Source organism: Thermostichus sp. MS-CIW-15 (assembly GCF_054060575.1).
The window spans coordinates 45,555-63,308 of sequence record NZ_JBSSDI010000007.1 but is presented as its reverse complement, the minus strand read 5'-3'; the positions used below and the strand labels follow the sequence as shown (position 1 = coordinate 63,308).

21 protein-coding genes are annotated in these 17,754 nt (G+C 60.9%); 12 read left to right on the top strand and 9 right to left on the bottom strand.

Going from position 1 to position 17,754, the window contains the following annotated elements:
• The 7 genes from ACVW0R_RS04110 to ACVW0R_RS04080 all read left to right on the top strand — a co-directional run bounded on the left by ACVW0R_RS04110 (nucleotide 1) and on the right by ACVW0R_RS04080 (nucleotide 5,218).
• The gene (locus tag ACVW0R_RS04110; RefSeq protein ID WP_011429766.1) at nucleotides 1-138 is read left to right on the top strand and encodes a hypothetical protein; all 138 of its coding nucleotides are present in this window, start codon (nucleotides 1-3) and stop codon (nucleotides 136-138) included.
• A 7-nt stretch (nucleotides 139-145) separates the two neighbouring features.
• On the top strand, nucleotides 146-988 hold the full coding sequence (csx7, locus tag ACVW0R_RS04105; protein ID WP_011429765.1) for a type III CRISPR-associated RAMP protein Csx7: 843 nt from the start codon (nucleotides 146-148) through the stop codon (nucleotides 986-988).
• A gap of 54 nt (nucleotides 989-1,042) precedes the next feature.
• Nucleotides 1,043-2,017: an RAMP superfamily CRISPR-associated protein gene (locus tag ACVW0R_RS04100; RefSeq protein WP_457501693.1), complete on the top strand. Its 975-nt coding sequence runs from the start codon at nucleotides 1,043-1,045 to the stop codon at nucleotides 2,015-2,017.
• Complete coding sequence (locus ACVW0R_RS04095) at nucleotides 2,014-2,466, top strand: hypothetical protein (RefSeq protein ID WP_457501692.1); 453 nt, start codon at nucleotides 2,014-2,016, stop codon at nucleotides 2,464-2,466. Before ACVW0R_RS04100 ends, ACVW0R_RS04095 begins: the two co-directional genes overlap by 4 nt.
• A 96-nt stretch (nucleotides 2,467-2,562) precedes the next feature.
• Complete coding sequence (locus ACVW0R_RS04090; protein WP_457501691.1) at nucleotides 2,563-3,549, top strand: RAMP superfamily CRISPR-associated protein; 987 nt, start codon at nucleotides 2,563-2,565, stop codon at nucleotides 3,547-3,549.
• 10 nt (nucleotides 3,550-3,559) lie between these two features.
• Entirely contained in the window at nucleotides 3,560-4,312 is a 753-nt protein-coding gene (locus tag ACVW0R_RS04085; RefSeq protein WP_457501690.1) for a hypothetical protein, read from the top strand.
• Between the two features lie 9 nt (nucleotides 4,313-4,321).
• A complete protein-coding gene (locus ACVW0R_RS04080; RefSeq protein WP_457501689.1) occupies nucleotides 4,322-5,218 on the top strand; it encodes a putative CRISPR-associated protein in 897 nt (298 codons plus the stop codon).
• Here the strand turns inward: ACVW0R_RS04080 and ACVW0R_RS04075 are convergent.
• From ACVW0R_RS04075 to ACVW0R_RS04060, 4 genes are all read right to left on the bottom strand, one after another.
• Complete coding sequence (locus ACVW0R_RS04075) at nucleotides 5,215-6,693, bottom strand: hypothetical protein (protein ID WP_457501688.1); 1,479 nt, start codon at nucleotides 6,691-6,693, stop codon at nucleotides 5,215-5,217. The genes ACVW0R_RS04080 and ACVW0R_RS04075 overlap by 4 nt on opposite strands.
• Before the next feature lie 73 nt (nucleotides 6,694-6,766).
• Nucleotides 6,767-7,462 carry an alpha/beta hydrolase gene (locus ACVW0R_RS04070; protein WP_457501687.1) on the bottom strand — a complete coding sequence of 232 codons (696 nt, stop codon included), beginning with the start codon at nucleotides 7,460-7,462 and terminating at the stop codon, nucleotides 6,767-6,769.
• 31 nt (nucleotides 7,463-7,493) lie between these two features.
• On the bottom strand, nucleotides 7,494-8,507 hold the full coding sequence (hemF, locus tag ACVW0R_RS04065; protein ID WP_099813229.1) for an oxygen-dependent coproporphyrinogen oxidase: 1,014 nt from the start codon (nucleotides 8,505-8,507) through the stop codon (nucleotides 7,494-7,496).
• Between the two features lie 121 nt (nucleotides 8,508-8,628).
• The gene (locus tag ACVW0R_RS04060; RefSeq protein WP_011429756.1) at nucleotides 8,629-8,871 is read right to left on the bottom strand and encodes a Ycf34 family protein; all 243 of its coding nucleotides are present in this window, start codon (nucleotides 8,869-8,871) and stop codon (nucleotides 8,629-8,631) included.
• Nucleotides 8,872-9,094: 223 nt separating this feature from the next.
• Between ACVW0R_RS04060 and ACVW0R_RS04055 the strand changes: the two genes are divergently transcribed.
• The 3 genes from ACVW0R_RS04055 (at nucleotide 9,095) to ACVW0R_RS04045 (ending at nucleotide 12,348) form a co-directional block, all read left to right on the top strand.
• Nucleotides 9,095-9,388: a hypothetical protein gene (locus ACVW0R_RS04055; RefSeq protein WP_457501686.1), complete on the top strand. Its 294-nt coding sequence runs from the start codon at nucleotides 9,095-9,097 to the stop codon at nucleotides 9,386-9,388.
• A gap of 445 nt (nucleotides 9,389-9,833) precedes the next feature.
• Nucleotides 9,834-11,084 carry an MDR family MFS transporter gene (locus ACVW0R_RS04050; RefSeq protein ID WP_011429752.1) on the top strand — a complete coding sequence of 417 codons (1,251 nt, stop codon included), beginning with the start codon at nucleotides 9,834-9,836 and terminating at the stop codon, nucleotides 11,082-11,084.
• Nucleotides 11,085-11,133: 49 nt separating this feature from the next.
• Nucleotides 11,134-12,348 carry an NAD(P)/FAD-dependent oxidoreductase gene (locus ACVW0R_RS04045; protein ID WP_011429751.1) on the top strand — a complete coding sequence of 405 codons (1,215 nt, stop codon included), beginning with the start codon at nucleotides 11,134-11,136 and terminating at the stop codon, nucleotides 12,346-12,348.
• Here ACVW0R_RS04045 and proC read toward each other — a convergent pair.
• The 5 genes from proC to speB form a co-directional block, all read right to left on the bottom strand.
• Nucleotides 12,334-13,137, bottom strand: coding sequence for a pyrroline-5-carboxylate reductase (gene proC / locus ACVW0R_RS04040; protein WP_011429750.1), 804 nt, complete (start codon nucleotides 13,135-13,137; stop codon nucleotides 12,334-12,336). The genes ACVW0R_RS04045 and proC overlap by 15 nt on opposite strands.
• Before the next feature lie 5 nt (nucleotides 13,138-13,142).
• A complete protein-coding gene (locus tag ACVW0R_RS04035; protein ID WP_011429749.1) occupies nucleotides 13,143-13,712 on the bottom strand; it encodes a cell division protein SepF in 570 nt (189 codons plus the stop codon).
• Between the two features lie 573 nt (nucleotides 13,713-14,285).
• Nucleotides 14,286-14,969: a YggS family pyridoxal phosphate-dependent enzyme gene (locus ACVW0R_RS04030; RefSeq protein ID WP_457501685.1), complete on the bottom strand. Its 684-nt coding sequence runs from the start codon at nucleotides 14,967-14,969 to the stop codon at nucleotides 14,286-14,288.
• Between the two features lie 111 nt (nucleotides 14,970-15,080).
• Complete coding sequence (locus ACVW0R_RS04025; RefSeq protein WP_414400487.1) at nucleotides 15,081-15,284, bottom strand: hypothetical protein; 204 nt, start codon at nucleotides 15,282-15,284, stop codon at nucleotides 15,081-15,083.
• 172 nt (nucleotides 15,285-15,456) lie between these two features.
• On the bottom strand, nucleotides 15,457-16,362 hold the full coding sequence (speB, locus tag ACVW0R_RS04020) for an agmatinase (protein WP_457501684.1): 906 nt from the start codon (nucleotides 16,360-16,362) through the stop codon (nucleotides 15,457-15,459).
• Nucleotides 16,363-16,535: 173 nt separating this feature from the next.
• Between speB and ACVW0R_RS04015 the strand changes: the two genes are divergently transcribed.
• Together ACVW0R_RS04015 and ACVW0R_RS04010 are read left to right on the top strand one after the other, a co-directional pair.
• Nucleotides 16,536-17,288, top strand: coding sequence for a DUF561 domain-containing protein (locus tag ACVW0R_RS04015; RefSeq protein ID WP_011429746.1), 753 nt, complete (start codon nucleotides 16,536-16,538; stop codon nucleotides 17,286-17,288).
• Nucleotides 17,281-17,619 (top strand): hypothetical protein, encoded by a 339-nt coding sequence (locus ACVW0R_RS04010; protein WP_041438164.1) that lies wholly within the window; start codon nucleotides 17,281-17,283, stop codon nucleotides 17,617-17,619. Before ACVW0R_RS04015 ends, ACVW0R_RS04010 begins: the two co-directional genes overlap by 8 nt.
• Nucleotides 17,620-17,754 lie beyond the last annotated feature (135 nt).

Below are 17,754 nucleotides of genomic sequence, written 5' to 3'. Positions count from 1 at the left end.
ATGACCAGTTGTGCCCTTGAGGGTGTCGTCTCGACCTTCCGGCTCAGCCAGTTGAAAATCATCCCCATCCTGTTTGCCGAAGCCGTAGTGGATGGAGGATATCTGTGGAGCGTTAACTTCAACCTTAACCTGATTTGAGGGAACGATGTTCGACGTTTTCAAAAACCGCTTGGAGATCACCGGCACGCTCACCACCGTGACCGCCCTGCACATCGGGGTGGGCCGCTCCACCGAGCCCATCGGCTCCGATTTGCCGGTTCTCAAGGACGCGCTGGGCCGCCCGCTCATCCCTGGTTCCAGCCTCAAGGGGGCGCTGCGCTCCCGCCTGGAGAGTTTTTTGCGCGGCATCGATCCGGCGCTGGCCAGGGATCCCAGCGAGTTGACCGGCAGCGAGCAAGTCCGGGTGGTCAACCAAATTAAGAACACCTACAAAGACGACGACGCAACCCTGACGCAAAAGCTGATCGAGGCCACCGACTGGGTCTCGCAGGTGTTTGGATCCCCTTGGCTGGCGGGCAAGGTGCAGATTCGCGATTTGCCCGTGGTGCGGGAAGCCTGGTTTGGCCAATACCAAGAGCGGGATGGTGTGGCCATCGATCGGGATACGGAGACGGCGGCAGAGGGCAAGCTCTACGACTTTCAAGTGGTGCCGGCCAACACCCCCTTTCAGTTCCACGCCGTTGTCGAAAATGCCGAAGCATGGGAGCTGGGCCTGCTGGCCATCGGCTTGCACCAATTGGAAACGGAGCAGATCCCCTTGGGAGGGGGGCGCTCCCGCGGCTTGGGGGTCGTCCGCCTGGAGATCGGGGCGGTCTATTGGTTTGACTCAGAAGGGGATCCGCGGCGGCTGCTGACCTATCTGCAAGAGCTGGTGGCCGGATCCCGGCAACCCCTTAGCCCGGAAGAGGCTGCCGCCTTGCGCCAAGACTGGGTGGAAGCCCTGGTTGCCAAACTAACCGCTGTCGCTCCCGTCGGCCCCCGCAGCTAGCGCAAGGGTTGGGCGAAAACCCTCTTGTTCCTCTTCAGTGAAGGATCCCAGGCCATGCACAAGCGCTACGTTAACCACTGCACCCTCTGCCTCACCCTCAAGCCAGATGGCCCTGTGCTCATCAAAGCTGGCAAACAAGGGGCAGATCCGACAAAGCCCGACATGGAGTTTGTGGAAACCTATCGCGGCGGCGGGCGGACAGTCTATTTTCCCGGCAGCTCCCTCAAAGGGGCCATTCGCGCCCACGCGGAGCGCATCGTCCGAACGGTGGGCGGCGACAGACGGCCTGAGGGGAACAAGTTGCAACTCTGGGCCAGCGATCCCCTCGACCAAAAGGCCAACCAGTGGCTGGAAAAAATTGCAGAGTCCCACCGGGTTTACGCCCTCTCTTCTTTTACGGATCAGATGTTCGGCAACACGGCCATCGCCAGCCGGCTGCGCATCGAGGATGCCTATCCCAAGCCGGGGACACCTCTGCGCCTGGAAGAACGCAACGGGGTGGCCATCGATCGCGTCTTCGGGTCGGTGGCGGTGGGGCCGTTTAGCTACCAAGTCTGTGTCGAGGGATCCTTTCAAACCAAGATCCACCTGAAAAACTTTACCCTGGCCCAACTGGGCCTGCTGGGGCTGGTGCTGCGGGATCTGGACGAAGGATGGTTTGGTATTGGCTTTGCCAAATCCCGCGGCATGGGCCGCGTTCGGGTGGAGTACGAGTGGGCGACGGTGGACTACCCGGGCTGCCTGGTGGAGGAGGGGAGCCAGGAGCTACGGCTGCTGGGATCCCAGCTTGCCTGGCCAAGGGGATCCCTGCTGGGGGCGAGCGAGTTTCTCAGTCCAGAAGAGGCGGGCAAATACGGCTTTGCCAAACCCGATCGCCAGTTAGTGCCGGTGGGGGCGGAGCCGATGCCCTTGGGCTTTGGGGCGCGGCTGACCTGGGAGCAAAGGTCTGAGGCCAAGGTGGAGCACCTGCTGGCCGCCGCCGTTAAAAGTTGGGCCAAACTTCTGCAAGCGGAGGCCAAAGCCGTATGAAACCAGCCTACGTCGCCTCGCTCAGGATTCGAGACGGGGGGGAGCCCTCGCTTTCCCAAGTGCTCTCGGCCTGTTTTTCCACTTCTGAAAAAACCTACTCCTTTCTGCGCTGGCCCCATCGAGTCAGCGGCATTCAGGTGGGGATCCCGGCGGATCCCGTCTGTCCAGAGGGGCAAGTTTTCTCCCAACAAGGGGAACTGCGCTGGAAAAGCACCCCCCACGGCTGGGATCTGCTGTATCTGGGGATCCAAGCTCCCCCGGACTCCTTTATCCCTTTGCCGGGAGAGTGGCGGTGGGAGGATCACGCAGCCGACCTGTACGGATCCCAAAATCGAGAAACCCGCTTTCCCAAGCTCCTCAGCCATCCCAAAGATCTCAGGGTAGGCCAGCGCTACTTCCGAGATGAGCGAACTGCCCGTGTTCACTTTATTGCCCTGATCCCGAGGTGACCATGACCCCCCAAGGCCCTCGCCCACTGCCCAACCAGGCTGCCTCTACAAGATCCTCATGCCGGCGACAGCAGTCGAGGTGGAGGTAACCCAACCGTGTCTCCCAAACCCTATGAGCTGATCCCGTTTCCCACCCAGCCCCCCAAGCTGGAGCGGCCCGCCGGCCACGCCAAGTTCCACGCCGATAAGCTGCACGGCACCCTCTTTCTCACCCTGACGGTGCAGACTGCCGTCCACATCTCCACCGGCCACTTGGCCTTGGGCAGCGATGTCGGGGTGAAAAGGATCCCGGTGCTCAAAACCATGACCACCACTCCCAACGGAAGGCTTAAAATCCAGGGCAGCTCCCTCAAGGGGGCCATCCGGGCCATGTATGAGGCGATCACCAACAGCACCCTGGCGGTGATGATGAGCCAGTACCGAAATCGGATCCCCCCAGAGCGGCACCCCTGCCGCAACAAGGAGCAGCTTTGTCCGGCCAGCCGCGTTTTCGGTGCCCTGAACTGGCAGGGATTGGTGGAGTTCAGGGATGCCATTGCCACCGGCACCGGATCGGGTGTCGGATCCCTGCCCCCGCTGTACCGTCCTCGCCCGGATCAGTGCAAAGCTTACTTTAAAAAGGAAAACGGCAAAGTCATTGGACGCAAGTTCTACTACACCCACAAAAAAGCTTTGCAGGGCAGTTCAAGGGGAACACCCACCCAGCAAGCGATGCAAAACACGGTTTTCAAAACCCAAATCCACTTCAAAAACCTCACCCCTGCCGAGCTGGGCACCTTGCTCACGGTTTTGGGGCAGGATCCCAACCATCCCATGCTGCTGAAGGTGGGGGGCGGTAAGCCCGTGGGCCTGGGATCCCTGCAGGTCACCCTCGACAAGATCGAGCGGCCCGGCAACCTAAAAGATCGCTACAGCCGCTACGATCCCCCACAAGCCGATACCCTAGAAGGAGAAGCCCTCAAAGCCTTTGTGCAAAAGCAGATCCAAGCTGCCCAGGGCTACATCTTGCCCGAACAGCTCAAGCGATTGGCCGCCATCCTAAGTCCCACTGCTCTGCGCGAGCCGCCCCCCGGCGTGTATTGAGGGTTCCCCTATGCTGTCAGACTCTGTCGATCTCAGCCCCCAATCTTGGGATCTCGCCCACGGCATCGCCATGACCTTGGCCAAAGAAAGGGTGGATGTCGACGAGTTGAGCAAGTGCATCGCCTATCTGCGCTCGGTCGCCCACCACCCCGACGCGGGATCCCGCTTTTTCCGATTCACCGGCGAGCTGGTGCGGGAAACTGGCCTATGCCGTACCCAACAAACCAGAAGATACTATCAGCTTATTGACGAAACCTGCAAAAGGTACTTGCAACCTCTGCAGGACAGGCCGGCAGAGATGCTGCAGATCCTGGGCTGGGCAGCCCGGCTGGCCTGCTACTACAAAGATGGGGGAATGCCCATTGGCGAGATTCCGCCGCCTCAGGGATCCCAACCCAACGACAACTCCGGTCGCAAGGACTCCGTTCCCCAAGGGGCGGGAAACAAACCCCAGGACGACAGACAACAACAAAACCATCAACACCAACAAGACCAGGCCCAGCATCAGGCCCGCAAAGCCTGCTTCCAGACCGGGCAAAAGCTGAAGGCCACCATCACCAACATCAAGGGCAACGAAGTCACCTTCCAGATTCTGGACACAGACACCAAGCTCACCCAGAAGGAGCCCAAACGGGCGGGATCTCTCTCGGTGGGGCAAGAGGTGCAGGTGGAAGTTCTGGATCTAAAGGAAGATGGCAGAATCCGCAAGGCCAAGCTGCTCTGGGCGCAAAGCGGAACAGAGCCCTCGAAAAATTTGAGTTAACCGCCTATCATGCAGACCATCATCATGACTGTGGGCACCTCCTTGCTCACCAATCCCGACAAGAACCTAGAGCCGCAGCGCCCCTGGCTGGGACAAAAAACCATCGGGGATCCGGAACGGGCCTTGGCCTGGATGAAAAAGACAGATTTGGAACTAATCAGCGCCGAAACCAATACCTACTACCGGCTGGATCCCACTCCCCAGGATGCCTTGATTTTGCTTTACTCCGAAACCTCTGAAGGACTGGAGTGTGCCCAGATTTTGCAGCTCTTTTTTGAAGAAGCGCTGGGCCAACAACAGGTTTCGCTGGTGCCCCTCCCCGGCGTTAACTACGAGCTAGAGGGATCCTCCCTGGAGCGGATGGCCGAGCTGTTGCGCCAGTTGGCGGAAAGCGCTAAAGGGATCGTCACCTTCGCCGCCACCGGGGGCTTCAAAGCCCAGGCCATGATCATGGCCGTGGTGGGCAGTCAATTGGGGATCCCGGTCTGCTACATCCACGAGCAATATAAATCTCTGGTGTATTTACCTTACTTACAGCCGCAAGTCCAGCCGCGGATCCCGCGGGCGGCTCTCCCCGATTCCGGTCGAGATCGCTCCCAGGTCATCCAATTGCGGAGCGACAGCAGCCATCACCGTCCTCGCAGTTGGGTCAAGGTGGAAAAGCTCCTGCGCGACCTTCCCTGGGTAGATCTGGTTCGCTACGACTCAAACGCCTACGCTGCCCCCAAAAACGGCGTCAAAGCCGCCAACCGCAGAACCGAAGATGGTCGCCACATTTTGTGGGTTCATCTCCACGAGAGCCAGGACACCCATCTTGCGGTTCGGGTGGAGACCACCGGCTATACCCCCGACCACCTGGAGCAGGCTGCCGCCGAGTTGCGGGAGCGCCTTGGCCGTCTCCTTTAGCTTTTGCTCAACTGCTGGGCCACGAGTTGTACGATGGCCTGGGCCGCACCCGGACTGCCCCCTAGACGTTGCAATTCCCTCTGCATCTGCTGACGCCGCTCGGGATTAACCAACAGGGCTCGCATCTGTTCGGCTACCTGGATCGGGCGCAAATGGCCTCGCAGCTCCGGCACCACCTCCCGTCCTGCCCAGATGTTTGGCCAAGCCAGGTAACCCAGCCACTGCAGGGCAATTCTGTTGATGAGGCGGGCTATCCAAGTGCCCAGGCCAGGCAAGCGGGCCAACAGGCCAGGGATCCCGTCCCAGGCGCGCATCGCCTCCAGCTTGTTGGTGGGGATCGCCACCACCATGGGCACCCCCAGGTAGGCCAGCTCAGCGGTGTTGGCTCCAACCGTAGTCAGGCAGAGGTCGCAATTGGCTAGCACAGAATAGGCGGGGAAACGAGTCCACAGTTGTACCGTGGTGCCAAAGGGGGTGACGAAGTGGGATCCGAGATTGGTTTGCTCCAGGGTGGCGGAGGTGCCGTAGATGATGGCCATATCGGGGTTAAGCCGGGGATGGGCATAGGCCGCCAGGGATTGTGGGGTCTGTCCAGGAGCCACCGGGATCACAAAGCGGACGTTGGGCAACAGCTGGCGCAATTCATCGGCCACCGCCAGCACCAGCGGCACCCCCAAGGAGAGCTTGGCCGGCTTGGAGCCGGGGAGCAGCCCCACCTGGTAGTGGGTGCGGATGCTATCGCCAAGACGTTGCCAGCCGCGCGGCAGCAAGGCTTCGTCGGCAGAGGTGGGTTCCACCTTTTCCGGTGCCGTTCGCAGCGATCCCAGCTCCTCGATGGGATCGGGGAGGGGCTGGAGGAGGGTGGAAAAGCCTGCCGTCGATTTGGGAGCAGCGCTAGGAGTCGGCGGGGGAAGGGAGCGGCTGCTGAGCCAGCCGGGAAGAGGTATCCCCGGCAAGTAGACAGCACTGGCCACGCCATCGGCCATCAGATCCCCGACCACGTGCATCTTGGCAGCCCAGCGGTGGCCCAGGAGGCGTCCCCCGTCGTAGCGACGTTTGATCTCCTCCGTCCGCACCGCAAAAACGTCTACCCAGGGTCGCCAGCGGGGCCGATGCTCGGCATACACCACCACGCGGTAGCCGAGACGACGGGCAATCCAGACAGCAAAAAACTGATCCCCCCCCAGAAACAGCACCACCCCCCGTTTGGCCCAGTCCCAAGCTTCTTCGGTTTGGCCAGTGAGCAAAAAAGCTAGAAAAAAATCGGGATCCTGAACCCGATCGACCTGGATAAATTCCTCCGCTATCTTCATCTCTTGCCCAGAAGCGTGCGGACAAGGAGAGAGGACCAGGGAAAGACGGGCCTGGGGCAGTTGCTGGCGCAACTCGAGGACAACTGGCCGCACCCAGGTGAGCAGCTCGCCGGGGCCGTTGGAGAGGATGAGAATGTCGTAGGGAGGCTGGCCGCCGTTCACTGAGACCCTCAGGGGGCAAAAACTTTGCCGCTATTGTAGGGGATCCCAACGGCTCCCAGCCCTTGCCCAGGGTTCAACTCCAAGGAGGGCCACAGCTTTTGTCCAACTGACTTTGCAACCACCCTTGGATATCCCGCAAACTTTCTGGGGAAACCTCGTGGCCCATTGCGTACTCGCGATAAGTAAAGCTCAGGGGCAGCAAGGCAAAGTAGTCGCGGATCTGGCGGCCAAAGGCCACCGGTAAAACGGTATCGGCAGTGCCGTGAACCACCAGGATCTTCAGATGCTGCATCCAGGCTGGCTCTACCGCCTCGGCCAGGATCTCTGGCGAAAGACGACCGCTTATTGCCACCACGCCGGCTAGCTTCTCAGGCTGGGTTAGAGCCAGATATAAGCTCATGATTGCCCCTTGGCTAAACCCCAGCAAATAGACCTGGGCCGGATCCAAGGAAATGTCGGCCATTCCCTGGGACAAAGCCTGATCCAGAAAGCAGCTTAAAAGCTCCCGGCTGCGGCGGGCTTGCTCGGGATCCCCCACCAGCCCTTCCGGCGTCCAGGCCATTTCAAACCAGGCAAAGCCACCTGCCCCCCAGGGAAGCGGCGCCCTTAGGCTAATCACCGCCAAGCGGGGATCCAAGTAAGGGGCCAACTGGAGGAGATCCCCCTCATGACTGCCGATCCCGTGCAGCATCACCAACACCGGCGCCTTGCCGGGCCCGGCGTGGCGGGGGGGTTGAAAGCGGTAGGCAAGGGGCAGCGGGGAAGACACTGCAATCCTCAGAAATCGAGACCAATGCCGCCTAGACCCAATCCCGAGGCTGGCGCAGCACTTCGTAGAGCTTAGCTTCCCAGCTATCGGGCGGTGGCTCGTAGCCGTATTCCCAGCGCACCAAGGGCGGCAGCGACATCAGGATCGACTCGGTACGGCCTTGGGTCTGGAGACCAAAGACCGTGCCCCGGTCGTAGACTAGGTTGAACTCCACATAGCGGCCGCGCCGGTAGAGCTGGAACTGGCGTTCCCGCTCCCCCCATTCCATCCCCTGCCGCCGCTCTACAATCGGCACATAGGCGGGCAAGAACGCCTCGGCACAGGCTTGCACCAGCTCAAAGAGGTGTTCCCAACTGCGGGATCCCACCCGCACCTGGAGGGGCGGCGGCTCAGCGGCGAGCTGCTCGGGATCCGCTTCTGCCTCGCCCTCAGGACGGTAGAGCAGCCCAGGCCGGTCGTCTTGATAGTCAAAGAAAATGCCGCCCACGCCGCGGGCCTCGCCCCGATGGGGCAAGAAGAAGTAGCGGTCGCACCAGATCTTGAAAGCCGGGTAGTAGGCCGGATCCAGGCGGTCGCAGGCCGCCTTGGCAGTGCGGTGAAAATGGGCCGCATCCTCCTCAAACAGGTAGTAGGGGGTGAGATCCATGCCGCCGCCAAACCACCAAACCGGCCCCGCCTCAAAATAGCGGTAGTTGAGGTGAACCGTCGGCACGTAGGGGTTGCGGGGGTGCAACACCATCGAGGTGCCGGTGGCGTAGAAAGGATGCCCTGCTGCCTCTGGGCGCTGTTTGCAAATCGAAGGGGGCAGCTGGGATCCAAACACCTCGGAAAAATTGACCCCTCCTTGCTCGAACACCCCTCCCTGCTGGATAACCCGCGAGCGTCCACCCCCTCCTCCGGGACGCTCCCAACTGTCTTCCCGAAACTTGGCTTTGCCGTCCAGTGCTTCTAGGCGAGCGCAGATCTCGTCCTGGAGGTGCCGCATAAACTGGCTTACTCGTTGACGGGCATCTGTTGGCGGCGCTGTCGGGCTTGCGGTCAGCATCATCGTCTTTCCATCTCTTGAAACGGACAGAACAACCTCCCCCTGCTAAGGGCAGACCCAAGGCTCAAGCCCCGCAGGCGCGGAGAACCCTTTTTCGGCGATCTAGGCCACTCCTAGGATTTTAAGTGGGAACGACCTCCTGGGGGCGAAGCCGAGCCCACTTGTTCCGCTCCTCGCGAAAGCTCTGGCAGGCCACCACATCCCACTCCATCTCGGTGCCGCCGTTGCGGATGTTGACGTTGATCTGGGGTCCTTGCGGCTCAAAATCTGGCGTCAGGGTGAGGTGGGGCTGTTGGTGCTGCGCTTCCACGGCGTGATAGGTGGTGCAGCGATCCACGTAGTAGCAGTGAATACAAATACACATGGCTGCTGCCTACCAGAAAGAGTCTGCGATCTCGACGATAGCATCCTGTCTTCGGAGAGACGAAGGATCCGGCTTGCTCAGCCGATTCTTGAGACATTTCTTAGGAAAGAGAGGCATCTCCCCTTCTCTCGTCTAAAATCTCAAGATACTCATATCCACCCGTGAGGCTAAGGCTTGGTTCCTAGTCAGGATCGAGTCAACCAGGCTATCCCGAGAAATTGCCATGAACACCCACACCCGCTACCGCTTTATCTGTACCCTCTCCTTTGGGGATATCTACGGCCAGATCATTGTTTGGCTAATCGTGATTTTTGCTGGCCTGGGCGCCGCCCTCTCTTTGATGAATAGCCCCCTCTACGCCTTTCTCACCATCGCGCTGATCTTGGTCATCTCCCTGCCTTTTCTGCTCTTTGCCTTCGTGACGACGCTGCTCAACCACATCGAGTTTGTGGCTGTTCCACCGGAAGAAGAGGAAGAGCGCGCTGCGGCAGCCGAGTCGCCGGTGACCGTCAGCTAGCAGCCATCTGAACCTGGCGGCCCCAGGGATCCCTGGGGGCGCGGGACAGGGGCACTTTCTCCTTAATACTTGTTTAAGCTTTGTCAAATTTTGTCTATAATCGGGGCTAGCAGCCCTGCTGGCTGGCCCCTTTGCCTTTGCGCTTCCTAGCTCAAGGAAACAGCCGGGGTTGGCTCAAGGAAGGGCTGCAGGAAAGCGTAGGAAAAGGTGTGTGCAAGGGTGATGAAGGCAATGGAAAATAGCTTGGCCCAGCTCGACTACCGAGTGTACCGGCTGGCGCGGCTGTTGAGCGAATACCTCAACTTGGGGAGTTAATTGCAGTTTCCGCCGGATCTTTGGAGGGTGAGCCGCTGGCTCCCCCTCAGTTTTCCGCCCGCTGAAGTGGATCTGGCGTCAGCGACCGGGATCCCGTAAGCTAGCTAACCTATCTCCCGTTGCATCCCCTATGCGGATCCCGTCCTGGTGGCCAAAGCTAAGTTTTCAGGTTTGGCTAATCTTTATCGGTCGGCTGCTCTCCCAAACCGGAACCGGCTTTACCCTGTTCTACGCCAGCCTCTTTTTCGTCAATCAGGTGGGGCTGACAGCTACCCAGGTGGGTTTGGGCCTGGGCTTGATGGCTTTTACTGGCGTATTTGGCCGCATCCTCGGAGGTTCGATGGCAGACGGAGCTTGGGGCCGCCGCTCCACCTTGATCCTCTCGCTGGCCATTTCCGCGCTGGGATCCTTCGGCTTTGCCCTTTCCCGTGGCTTCTGGAGCTTTGCCTTGGCCAACCTGGTGGCGGGGTTTGGGCAGGGCCTCTATTGGCCGCCGGCGGAAGCAATAGTAGCGGATCTAACCCCGCGCGAGCAGCGCAACGAAGCCTATGCCCTAAACCGCCTGGGGGATAACTTGGGCCTGAGCCTCGGCGTGGCCATGGCCAGCGCCCTGGTGGCTCTGACGAAGAACTACCGCCTCTTGTTTATTATCGACGGCCTCACGTACTTGATTTTTTTAGCCCTGCTCTGGCTTTGCATTCGGGAAACTCGGGTAGCTCCGTCGGCGGCAGAGTTCGCAGGCTGGAAAGCCGCCCTGAGGGATCGCCCCCTATTGGTGTTTGCCGCGGCCAACATTTTCTTCACCACCTACATTGCCCAACTCAGCAGCAGCTTGCCCCTTTACTTGCGCAAGGGGGCTGGGATGCCTGAGGTACAGATTGGCACGTTGTTTGCTCTGCACGGCGCCCTCGTTGCCCTGCTGCAGATGCCGGCAGCTCGTTGGCTCAATCGCTGGACGCGTGTCCGCGCCCTCCGGGGATCCGCACTGATGTGGGGGCTGGGATTTGGTTTGGTTTGGCTCAGCGGCCTGGCGGCCCAGTTGGGAGCGATGCCGGCTATAGGGATGGCGGCCTTGGCCTTGGCAGTGCTCTCGTTGGCCTTGGTGAGCTACAATCCCTCCGCTTCGGCGCTGGTGGCAGATTTGGCCCCGGATCATCTGCGGGGGGTGTATCTGTCGGTCAACTCCCTCTGTTGGGCAGCAGGCTTTGCCCTTGGGCCGCTCATTGGGGGAGTGGCTCTGGATCTGCCGCCAGCGTGGGCAGGCGGGCTGTGGTTGTTTTGGGTGGCCAGCGTTAGTCTTGTCTGGGGGATCCTTAACGTTTTGGATGGCCTTCTGCCCCTTCGCGCCAAGGAGGCTGCTCCCCTGGCCAGCAAGCTCTAGGAGGAGATGGGCAGCTTGTTAAGCTAATGTTACCTTCAGCTTTCTGAACATGCGTCGTATTTGCATCCTTGGGGGCGGCTTTGGCGGGCTGTACACAGCCCTGGAGCTTATCTGCCGACCTTGGCCGGAGCCGCCCCAGATTACCCTGGTAGATCGTCAGGAGCGCTTTGTCTTTGCTCCTTTGCTCTACGAGCTGCTCACTGGTGAGATGGAAGAGTGGGAGGTGGCCCCCCGTTTTCAGGATCTGCTGCCGGAGGGGGTAGAGTTTCGCCGCGGCGCGGTGCAGTCGGTTGACCTCCAAGACCACCGCGTCTTTTTAGCAGAAGGGCAGACCTTGGAGTACGACGCCTTGGTGCTGGCCCTGGGAGGGGAAACTCCCCTGCAGGGCGTGCCAGGAGCAACAGAGTTGGCCTTTCCCTTCCGCACCCTGGCCGATGCCCAGCGGCTGCGGGCCCACCTGCAAACTCTAGAAGCCCGGGATCCGGCTCAGGCGATCCACCTGGCTATTGTGGGGGCGGGGGCCAGCGGCGTAGAGCTAGCCTGCAAATTGGCTGACCGGCTGGGATCGCGCGGCCGGATCCGTCTTATTGAGCTGGGATCCCAGATTTTGTCGGGGTTTGCCCCCTCCAGCCGGGAGGCGGCCCAGGCGGCGCTGGCCCAACGGCGGGTGCAGGTGGAGTTGCAAACCAAGGTCTTGGGCATCGAGGCCCTGGGCGAGAACGGCGCCCCTCCCTTCCGCCTGCAACTGCAGCGGCTGGCGGCCCAAGAGATGGCCACGGATCTTGTGGATGGCGTGCTGTGGACCGTCGGAACCCGACCGGCAGCGGTGATTGCCAACTTGGATCTGCCCAAAACTGAGCGGGGACGGCTGCAGGTTTTGCCCACCCTGCAAACTCCCACCTTCCCAGAGATCTTCGCGTTGGGAGATGCGGCGGCGGTGCTGGATGCCAGTGGCCAGCCGGTGCCCGCCACTGCCCAAGCGGCTTTTCAGCAGGCCGGCTATTGTGCTTGGAACCTGTGGGCTCTGCTCACGCAGGAGCGGCCCCTGCTGCCGTTCCGTTACTTCTCTCTGGGGGAGATGCTGAGCTTGGGAGTGGATGCGGCGGTAGTCTCCACCCTCGCTGGCCTCACCCTAAGCGGCCCCTTGGGCTATTTGGCCCGACGAGCTGCCTACCTGGTGCGCCTCCCTACCCTGGAGCACCAGCTCAAGGTGGGATGGAACTGGATCGCCCGCCCGCTGTGGCAGGCGCTAGGATCCCTGTAGCTGACGGGAGCGCTCGTAGGCTGCCTGCACCGCCCGCATCAAGGCCCCCCGCACCCCCGCCTGTTCTAGGGCTTGGATCCCGGCAATGGTCGTTCCCCCTGGGCTGGTAACCTGATCCTTGAGGAGGGCGGGGTGAAGGTTCTCTTGCTGCATAAGGGCGGCAGTGCCCGCCAAGGTCTGCACCGCCAACTGAGTGGCGATGGAGCGCGGCAACCCCACCCCTACCCCGCCGTCGATCAGCGCCTCCAGGATCACCGCCAAATACCCTGGCCCCGACCCCGAAAGGGCCGTCACCGCGTCCATCTGGCTCTCCGGCACCGTCACCACCTGGCCCACGGCGCGAAATAGCTTCTCCACCTGCTCTACCTGGGCGGGCGTCACCCCCGGCCCGTAGCTGATGGCCGTTATGCCCGCCCCCACCAGCGCCGGCGTGTTGGGCATGGTGCGCACCACCTTTTGCTGGGGAAAAGCCTGCTGCAACTGCTGCAATGGGATCCCGGCCATAATCGAGATCACCAACTGCGTGGCGGACGGCTGGCCCATCTCTGCCACCACCTGCGGGAAAACCTGGGGCTTGACGGCCAAAAATAAAATCTCAGACTCTCCTGCTTGGGCAAGATCCGCCAACAGCCGAATGCCCAGCTCCTGCTGTAGGGTATTGGCCTTGTCCGGGTCGGGCTCCCGCAAAGCCACCTGAGCTGCAGGATAAACTCCCGCGGCCACCCAACGCCGCAGCAGGGCGGATCCCATGGCTCCACCCCCGATTACACTCAGCAGCGGTCGCTCCATGCCGGCTAGTGCTGCCCCACCGCCTGCAAATGTTCATAGCCGCTGGGCCAGAGAGGGGTGGGGCTTTGCAGAGGGCGCTGCAGCGGCGGCATCCCTTGGCTGCTTGGAGTAGAGACCGTCACCGTGCTGGGGGTGAACAAAAAAATGTTTTCGCCAATGCGCTCTTGGTGGCCATCGATGGCGTAGGTGCCGCCGGCAACAAAATCCACAGATCGCTGCGCCTCGGCGGGATCCATCAGGGTCAAGTTCATGATCACCGTCTTGCGCTCCCGCAGGTACTGGATGACTTGTGCCATCTCGTCAAAGCTGCGCGGCTCCAGCACCACCACTTCGCTAGTGGGTGGGTTGACGCCCGGTAATCCAATCACGTTGCTCCCCATACTGCCCCCCCCTAGGCGATCCCGATGTTGACTGCGCCGATGGCCCCGCGCCTCTTCTCGACCGACAGACCCTTCCCCGGCTTCCACTCCCCGCTGTCGGCGTCCGCGTGGAAGGGCACTGGCTTCCTGCTCTTCGGGAGCCGGTTGAGAACGGCGTCCCTCGTAGAGCAGTTGGTAATCCTCCTGCCCTTCCATCTCAGGGTACTCCTCCAGGCTGTCCACGGGATCATTTAGGCCCACAAAATCTCTTACCCTGCTCCAGATTCCATTGACGTTCATCGTCCACATCCTCACTACAGGTCATGGTTTGCGGCAAGCGCAGGATTCAGGCTCCTGATGGGATCTTGAGTAGCCCACTCCAGCCAAAGGGCATCTCCAGCCTCATATTTTTAGTTAAAGTTTTTCAAAAGGCCGAGACAGGGTTTGCTCAAGAAGCTGCCAACGCAGGTTAACAAAACCCATGGACTCGACGAGTCGAGTTTACCCAGAAGAAGTAAAGATGTCATCCCACTTGTCCGGCCATTGCTCTGGCCAGAGTCAACTCTGCTCCTCGTCCGGCTTGAACACGTGTTAACAGAGGTGACGCCAATGATTACAAACTTACCTAAAATTTGCCCTGCGAGGGAAATTTTAGGCAGGATTCCCCTGTTTTTGCCCGATCCAGGCCGAACTCCAGCCCTGAGCGTGCCTTGCAGGGCAGCTCCGGAGTTGGACGGCTTTACACAAAATTTAATCACAATTTAACGGCTTCATAGAGACTCCATCTATCTATTTCCGTTCGGCATCGGCAAACAAAGCGCGCCCCAGCCGGATCAAGTTAGAGCCTGCTGCCACCGCCAGGGGGTAATCGTCGGACATGCCCATGGAGAGGGTGTGCAACTGCAGATGCTCGTAGCCGCTGCGCTGGATGTGATCGGCCAGCTCGGCCAGCTTGCGAAACAGCTCCAGGGCTGCCTCTGAGCTCAAGCCCAAAGGCAAAATGGTCATCAGGCCCACAATTTGCACCTGCAGCAGTTGATTCAGTTGCGGCAGGCTTTGCAACAGATCGGGGATGAGCCAGCCAAATTTATGGGGATCCGGGGCCAATTTCACCTGCAGACAGAGCTTGGGGGTGAGGTGCAGCTCCCAGGCTTTTTGGTTGATCAGCTTGGCCAGGCGCAGGCTATCGACGCTGTCAATCCAGGCAAATTGTCTGAGGGCCGGTTTGACTTTGTTGGTCTGCAGGTGCCCGATCAAGTGCCAGACAATATCGGTCAGATCCTGCAGTTGCGCCTGTTTGGCGGCTGCCTCTTGCACTCGACTCTCCCCAAAATGGCGGATCCCGGCCCGATAGGCGGCGCGGATGTGGTCGGCACTGTAGCCTTTGCTCACTGCCATGATCTCCACATGGTCTGGGATCTGGGATCGGATGGCCTGAATGCGGCTGTGGATGAGCTGCTCGTCGAGGGGCATCGTCAGGTCAGCAGGCCGGGGATCTCTATCCCCATTCTCGTTCCGATTGGCAGCAATGCTTTGGGATAGATTTTTGCAGAACCCAGAGCCGGCGGACTGTCTGCTACCGCTTCAAGGCATACGTTCTCCCAGCGGTTGCGGCTTCAGCCCCGTCAGAGAGTTGAACACCACAGCCCGTGTGCCGGCAGGCACCACCACCAAGCACTGCAGCCAGGTGGCCAAGAGGAGCAGCACCAGTGCCCCGCCCACCAACGGGATCCAGAACCCAGTGGGAAGTTCCAAAGCAGGACGACGGGGATGGACCGATTTCACCAAGAAAACCCGGCGCGGAAGCCCCCAGATCTATCTGTGGGGAGAAGCACCGCCCTCCAATCCAAAACAGATAAACTGCTACCATGCAGCAAACCCTGACCCTAGTCTGTAAACTGGCTCCCACTCCAGAGCAAGCAGCCAAACCAGAGGATCCTCGGCCAAGCTCTTCTTGAGCTTAACCCAAGGCCGCAGCCAAGATCTGATAGGCCAGCTTGGCGACGGTGAAGGCGCTGCGGCGATCGGTTTCCCGTTCCCCGGTGACCGCCAGCTCCACCACATCGGCGCCGATGATTTGCCGCTGCTGCCCCAGTGCCCGGATCAGTTCCACCGTCTCCCACCAGCCCAGTCCACCCGGTTCGGGGGTGCCGGTGGCCGGCACAACAGCAGGATCCAGCCCGTCCACATCCACCGTCAGGTACACCTGGGATCCCAGCGTGGCGATCACCTCGGGGATCCACTCCTGGGCGGGCTTGTAGTGCAGGCTGTGGGCGAAGAAGGTGTGCAAGCGGTGCTTGCGAATGGCCTGGCGGTCTTCGGCGCAGATGGAGCGGATCCCCACCTGGGTGAGGCGACCGCCCACTTGCTCCACCACACGGGCCATGGCGGAAGCGTGGGAATAGCGGGATCCCTCGTAGCTGTCTCTCAGGTCGCAGTGGGCATCGATCTGCAGCACGTGCAGCTCTGGGTAGTGGGGCAGGTGGGCGGCAACCAAGGGGCCAGTGATGGAGTGCTCCCCGCCGATGGAGAGCAAAAACCGCCCCGGCCTCACCCACTCGGCGGCGCGGCGCTGGATTGCGGCCATGGCCAGCTCATGAGTGTCCAGCCCCTCGAACTCCACTGGCGGCGCCGTCCAGTAGCGGGAGATCTCTGCGGCAAAGTTGGGGTGGAAAGCCGGCTGGCAGTCTCTCACCTCGTCGTAGATCTCCACGTACGCCGAAGCCTCCAGGAGTGCTTGGGGGCCTTTGGCGGTGCCTTTGCCGTAGGAGGTGGTGGCCTCGTAGGGGATGGGCAACAGAATGGCTTGGGCCATCTCCGGATCCGGCTCAGGCAGGCCCAGGAAGGGGAAAGGAGAGCGGTACATGGCAAGAGCACAAGAAGGGATCCCTATTTTATTGCAAAGATCTTGCGATAGTCCGAAAGGATTGGGATGGATCCCTTGTAGGATGGCAGCAAACCCTCTAGACTGAGCAAAGGTTTCCACAGCCGATTTGCTTGCACTCCTCCTGTGTCCCGTTTCCACAAGCTGACAAGCCTATGACCACAGCCTCTCAAGCTGCCCTTTTCGACGCCCTTGCCCGGCGCCGTGCCCTCAAGATCATCAGCGGCCTGCAAAACTTCGACCTGCAGTCGGTGCTGAAAGTCACCCGCGCCGCCCAGGAGGGAGGAGCCACTTGGGTGGATATCGCCGCCAGTCCCGAATTGGTACAGCAGGTGCGAGCCCAGATCGAGCTGCCCATCTGCGTGTCGGCGGTGGACCCGCAGCAATTGGCTGCTGCCGTGCAGGCGGGGGCCGACATGGCCGAGATCGGCAATTACGACAGCTTCTACCCTTCGGGCCGCATCTTCTCCGCTGCGGAAGTTCTAGATCTCACTCGCCAAACCCGCTCCCTGCTGCCGCGCACTCTCCTGTCGGTTACCGTTCCCCATACGCTGCCTTTGGATCAGCAGGCGGAATTGGCAGAGAAACTGGAGGATCTGGGGGCCGATCTCATCCAAACCGAGGGCGGCACCAGCGCTGAGCCCCGTCACGGCGGATCCCTGGGCCTAATCGAGAAGGCTGCCCCCACCCTGGCTGCCGCCTATGAGATTAGCCGGGTGGTCTCGCTGCCGGTCATCTGCGCCTCTGGCCTCTCAGCGGTGACGGTGCCCTTGGCCATCGCTGCCGGTGCTTCAGGAGTGGGGGTGGGCAGAGCTGTCAGTCGCCTCCAGGATGAAGTGGCCATGGTGGCCCAGGTGCGGGCGCTGAGGGAAGCTTTGTCTGAATCACGGGTGTCGGCGCTTGTTTGACATTGGATGGGAGAGTCCTTTTCCCGGTGGGGTGGCAGGGCGCGGTGTGGCTCTGGCCGAAGCGCAGTTGGAGGTGGGTACCTCCACCACCTTGCCGCCGCAGGCGGCACCGCTGGTGTTGCCTCCCCCGCCGGTGGGAGTTCGACAAATTAGAGAGGATACCGATCCTGAGCAAACCGCCGATATGCCCCTTTCCCTTCTGGCCGAACAGGTGCTGGAGGCGGTGTGCGAAGCGCAAATCGATGCTCAACGGGCCCTGGCCCTCATGCCCGACCTGAGCGAATCCCACATCCGTGCTGCCTGTCCCAAGCGGCTGATCCCCAAAAGCTGAAGGAAAACAAAGGCTGCCCCAGACCTTGGGTTGACAAGTATCCGAAAAACAAGCTAGAGTAAGCGCGCTCCAGAGGAAGGGTGCTCTAACGGCCGGATGTGGGCGCAATTTGCCCAGGGGATCCCCCGTGCGGAT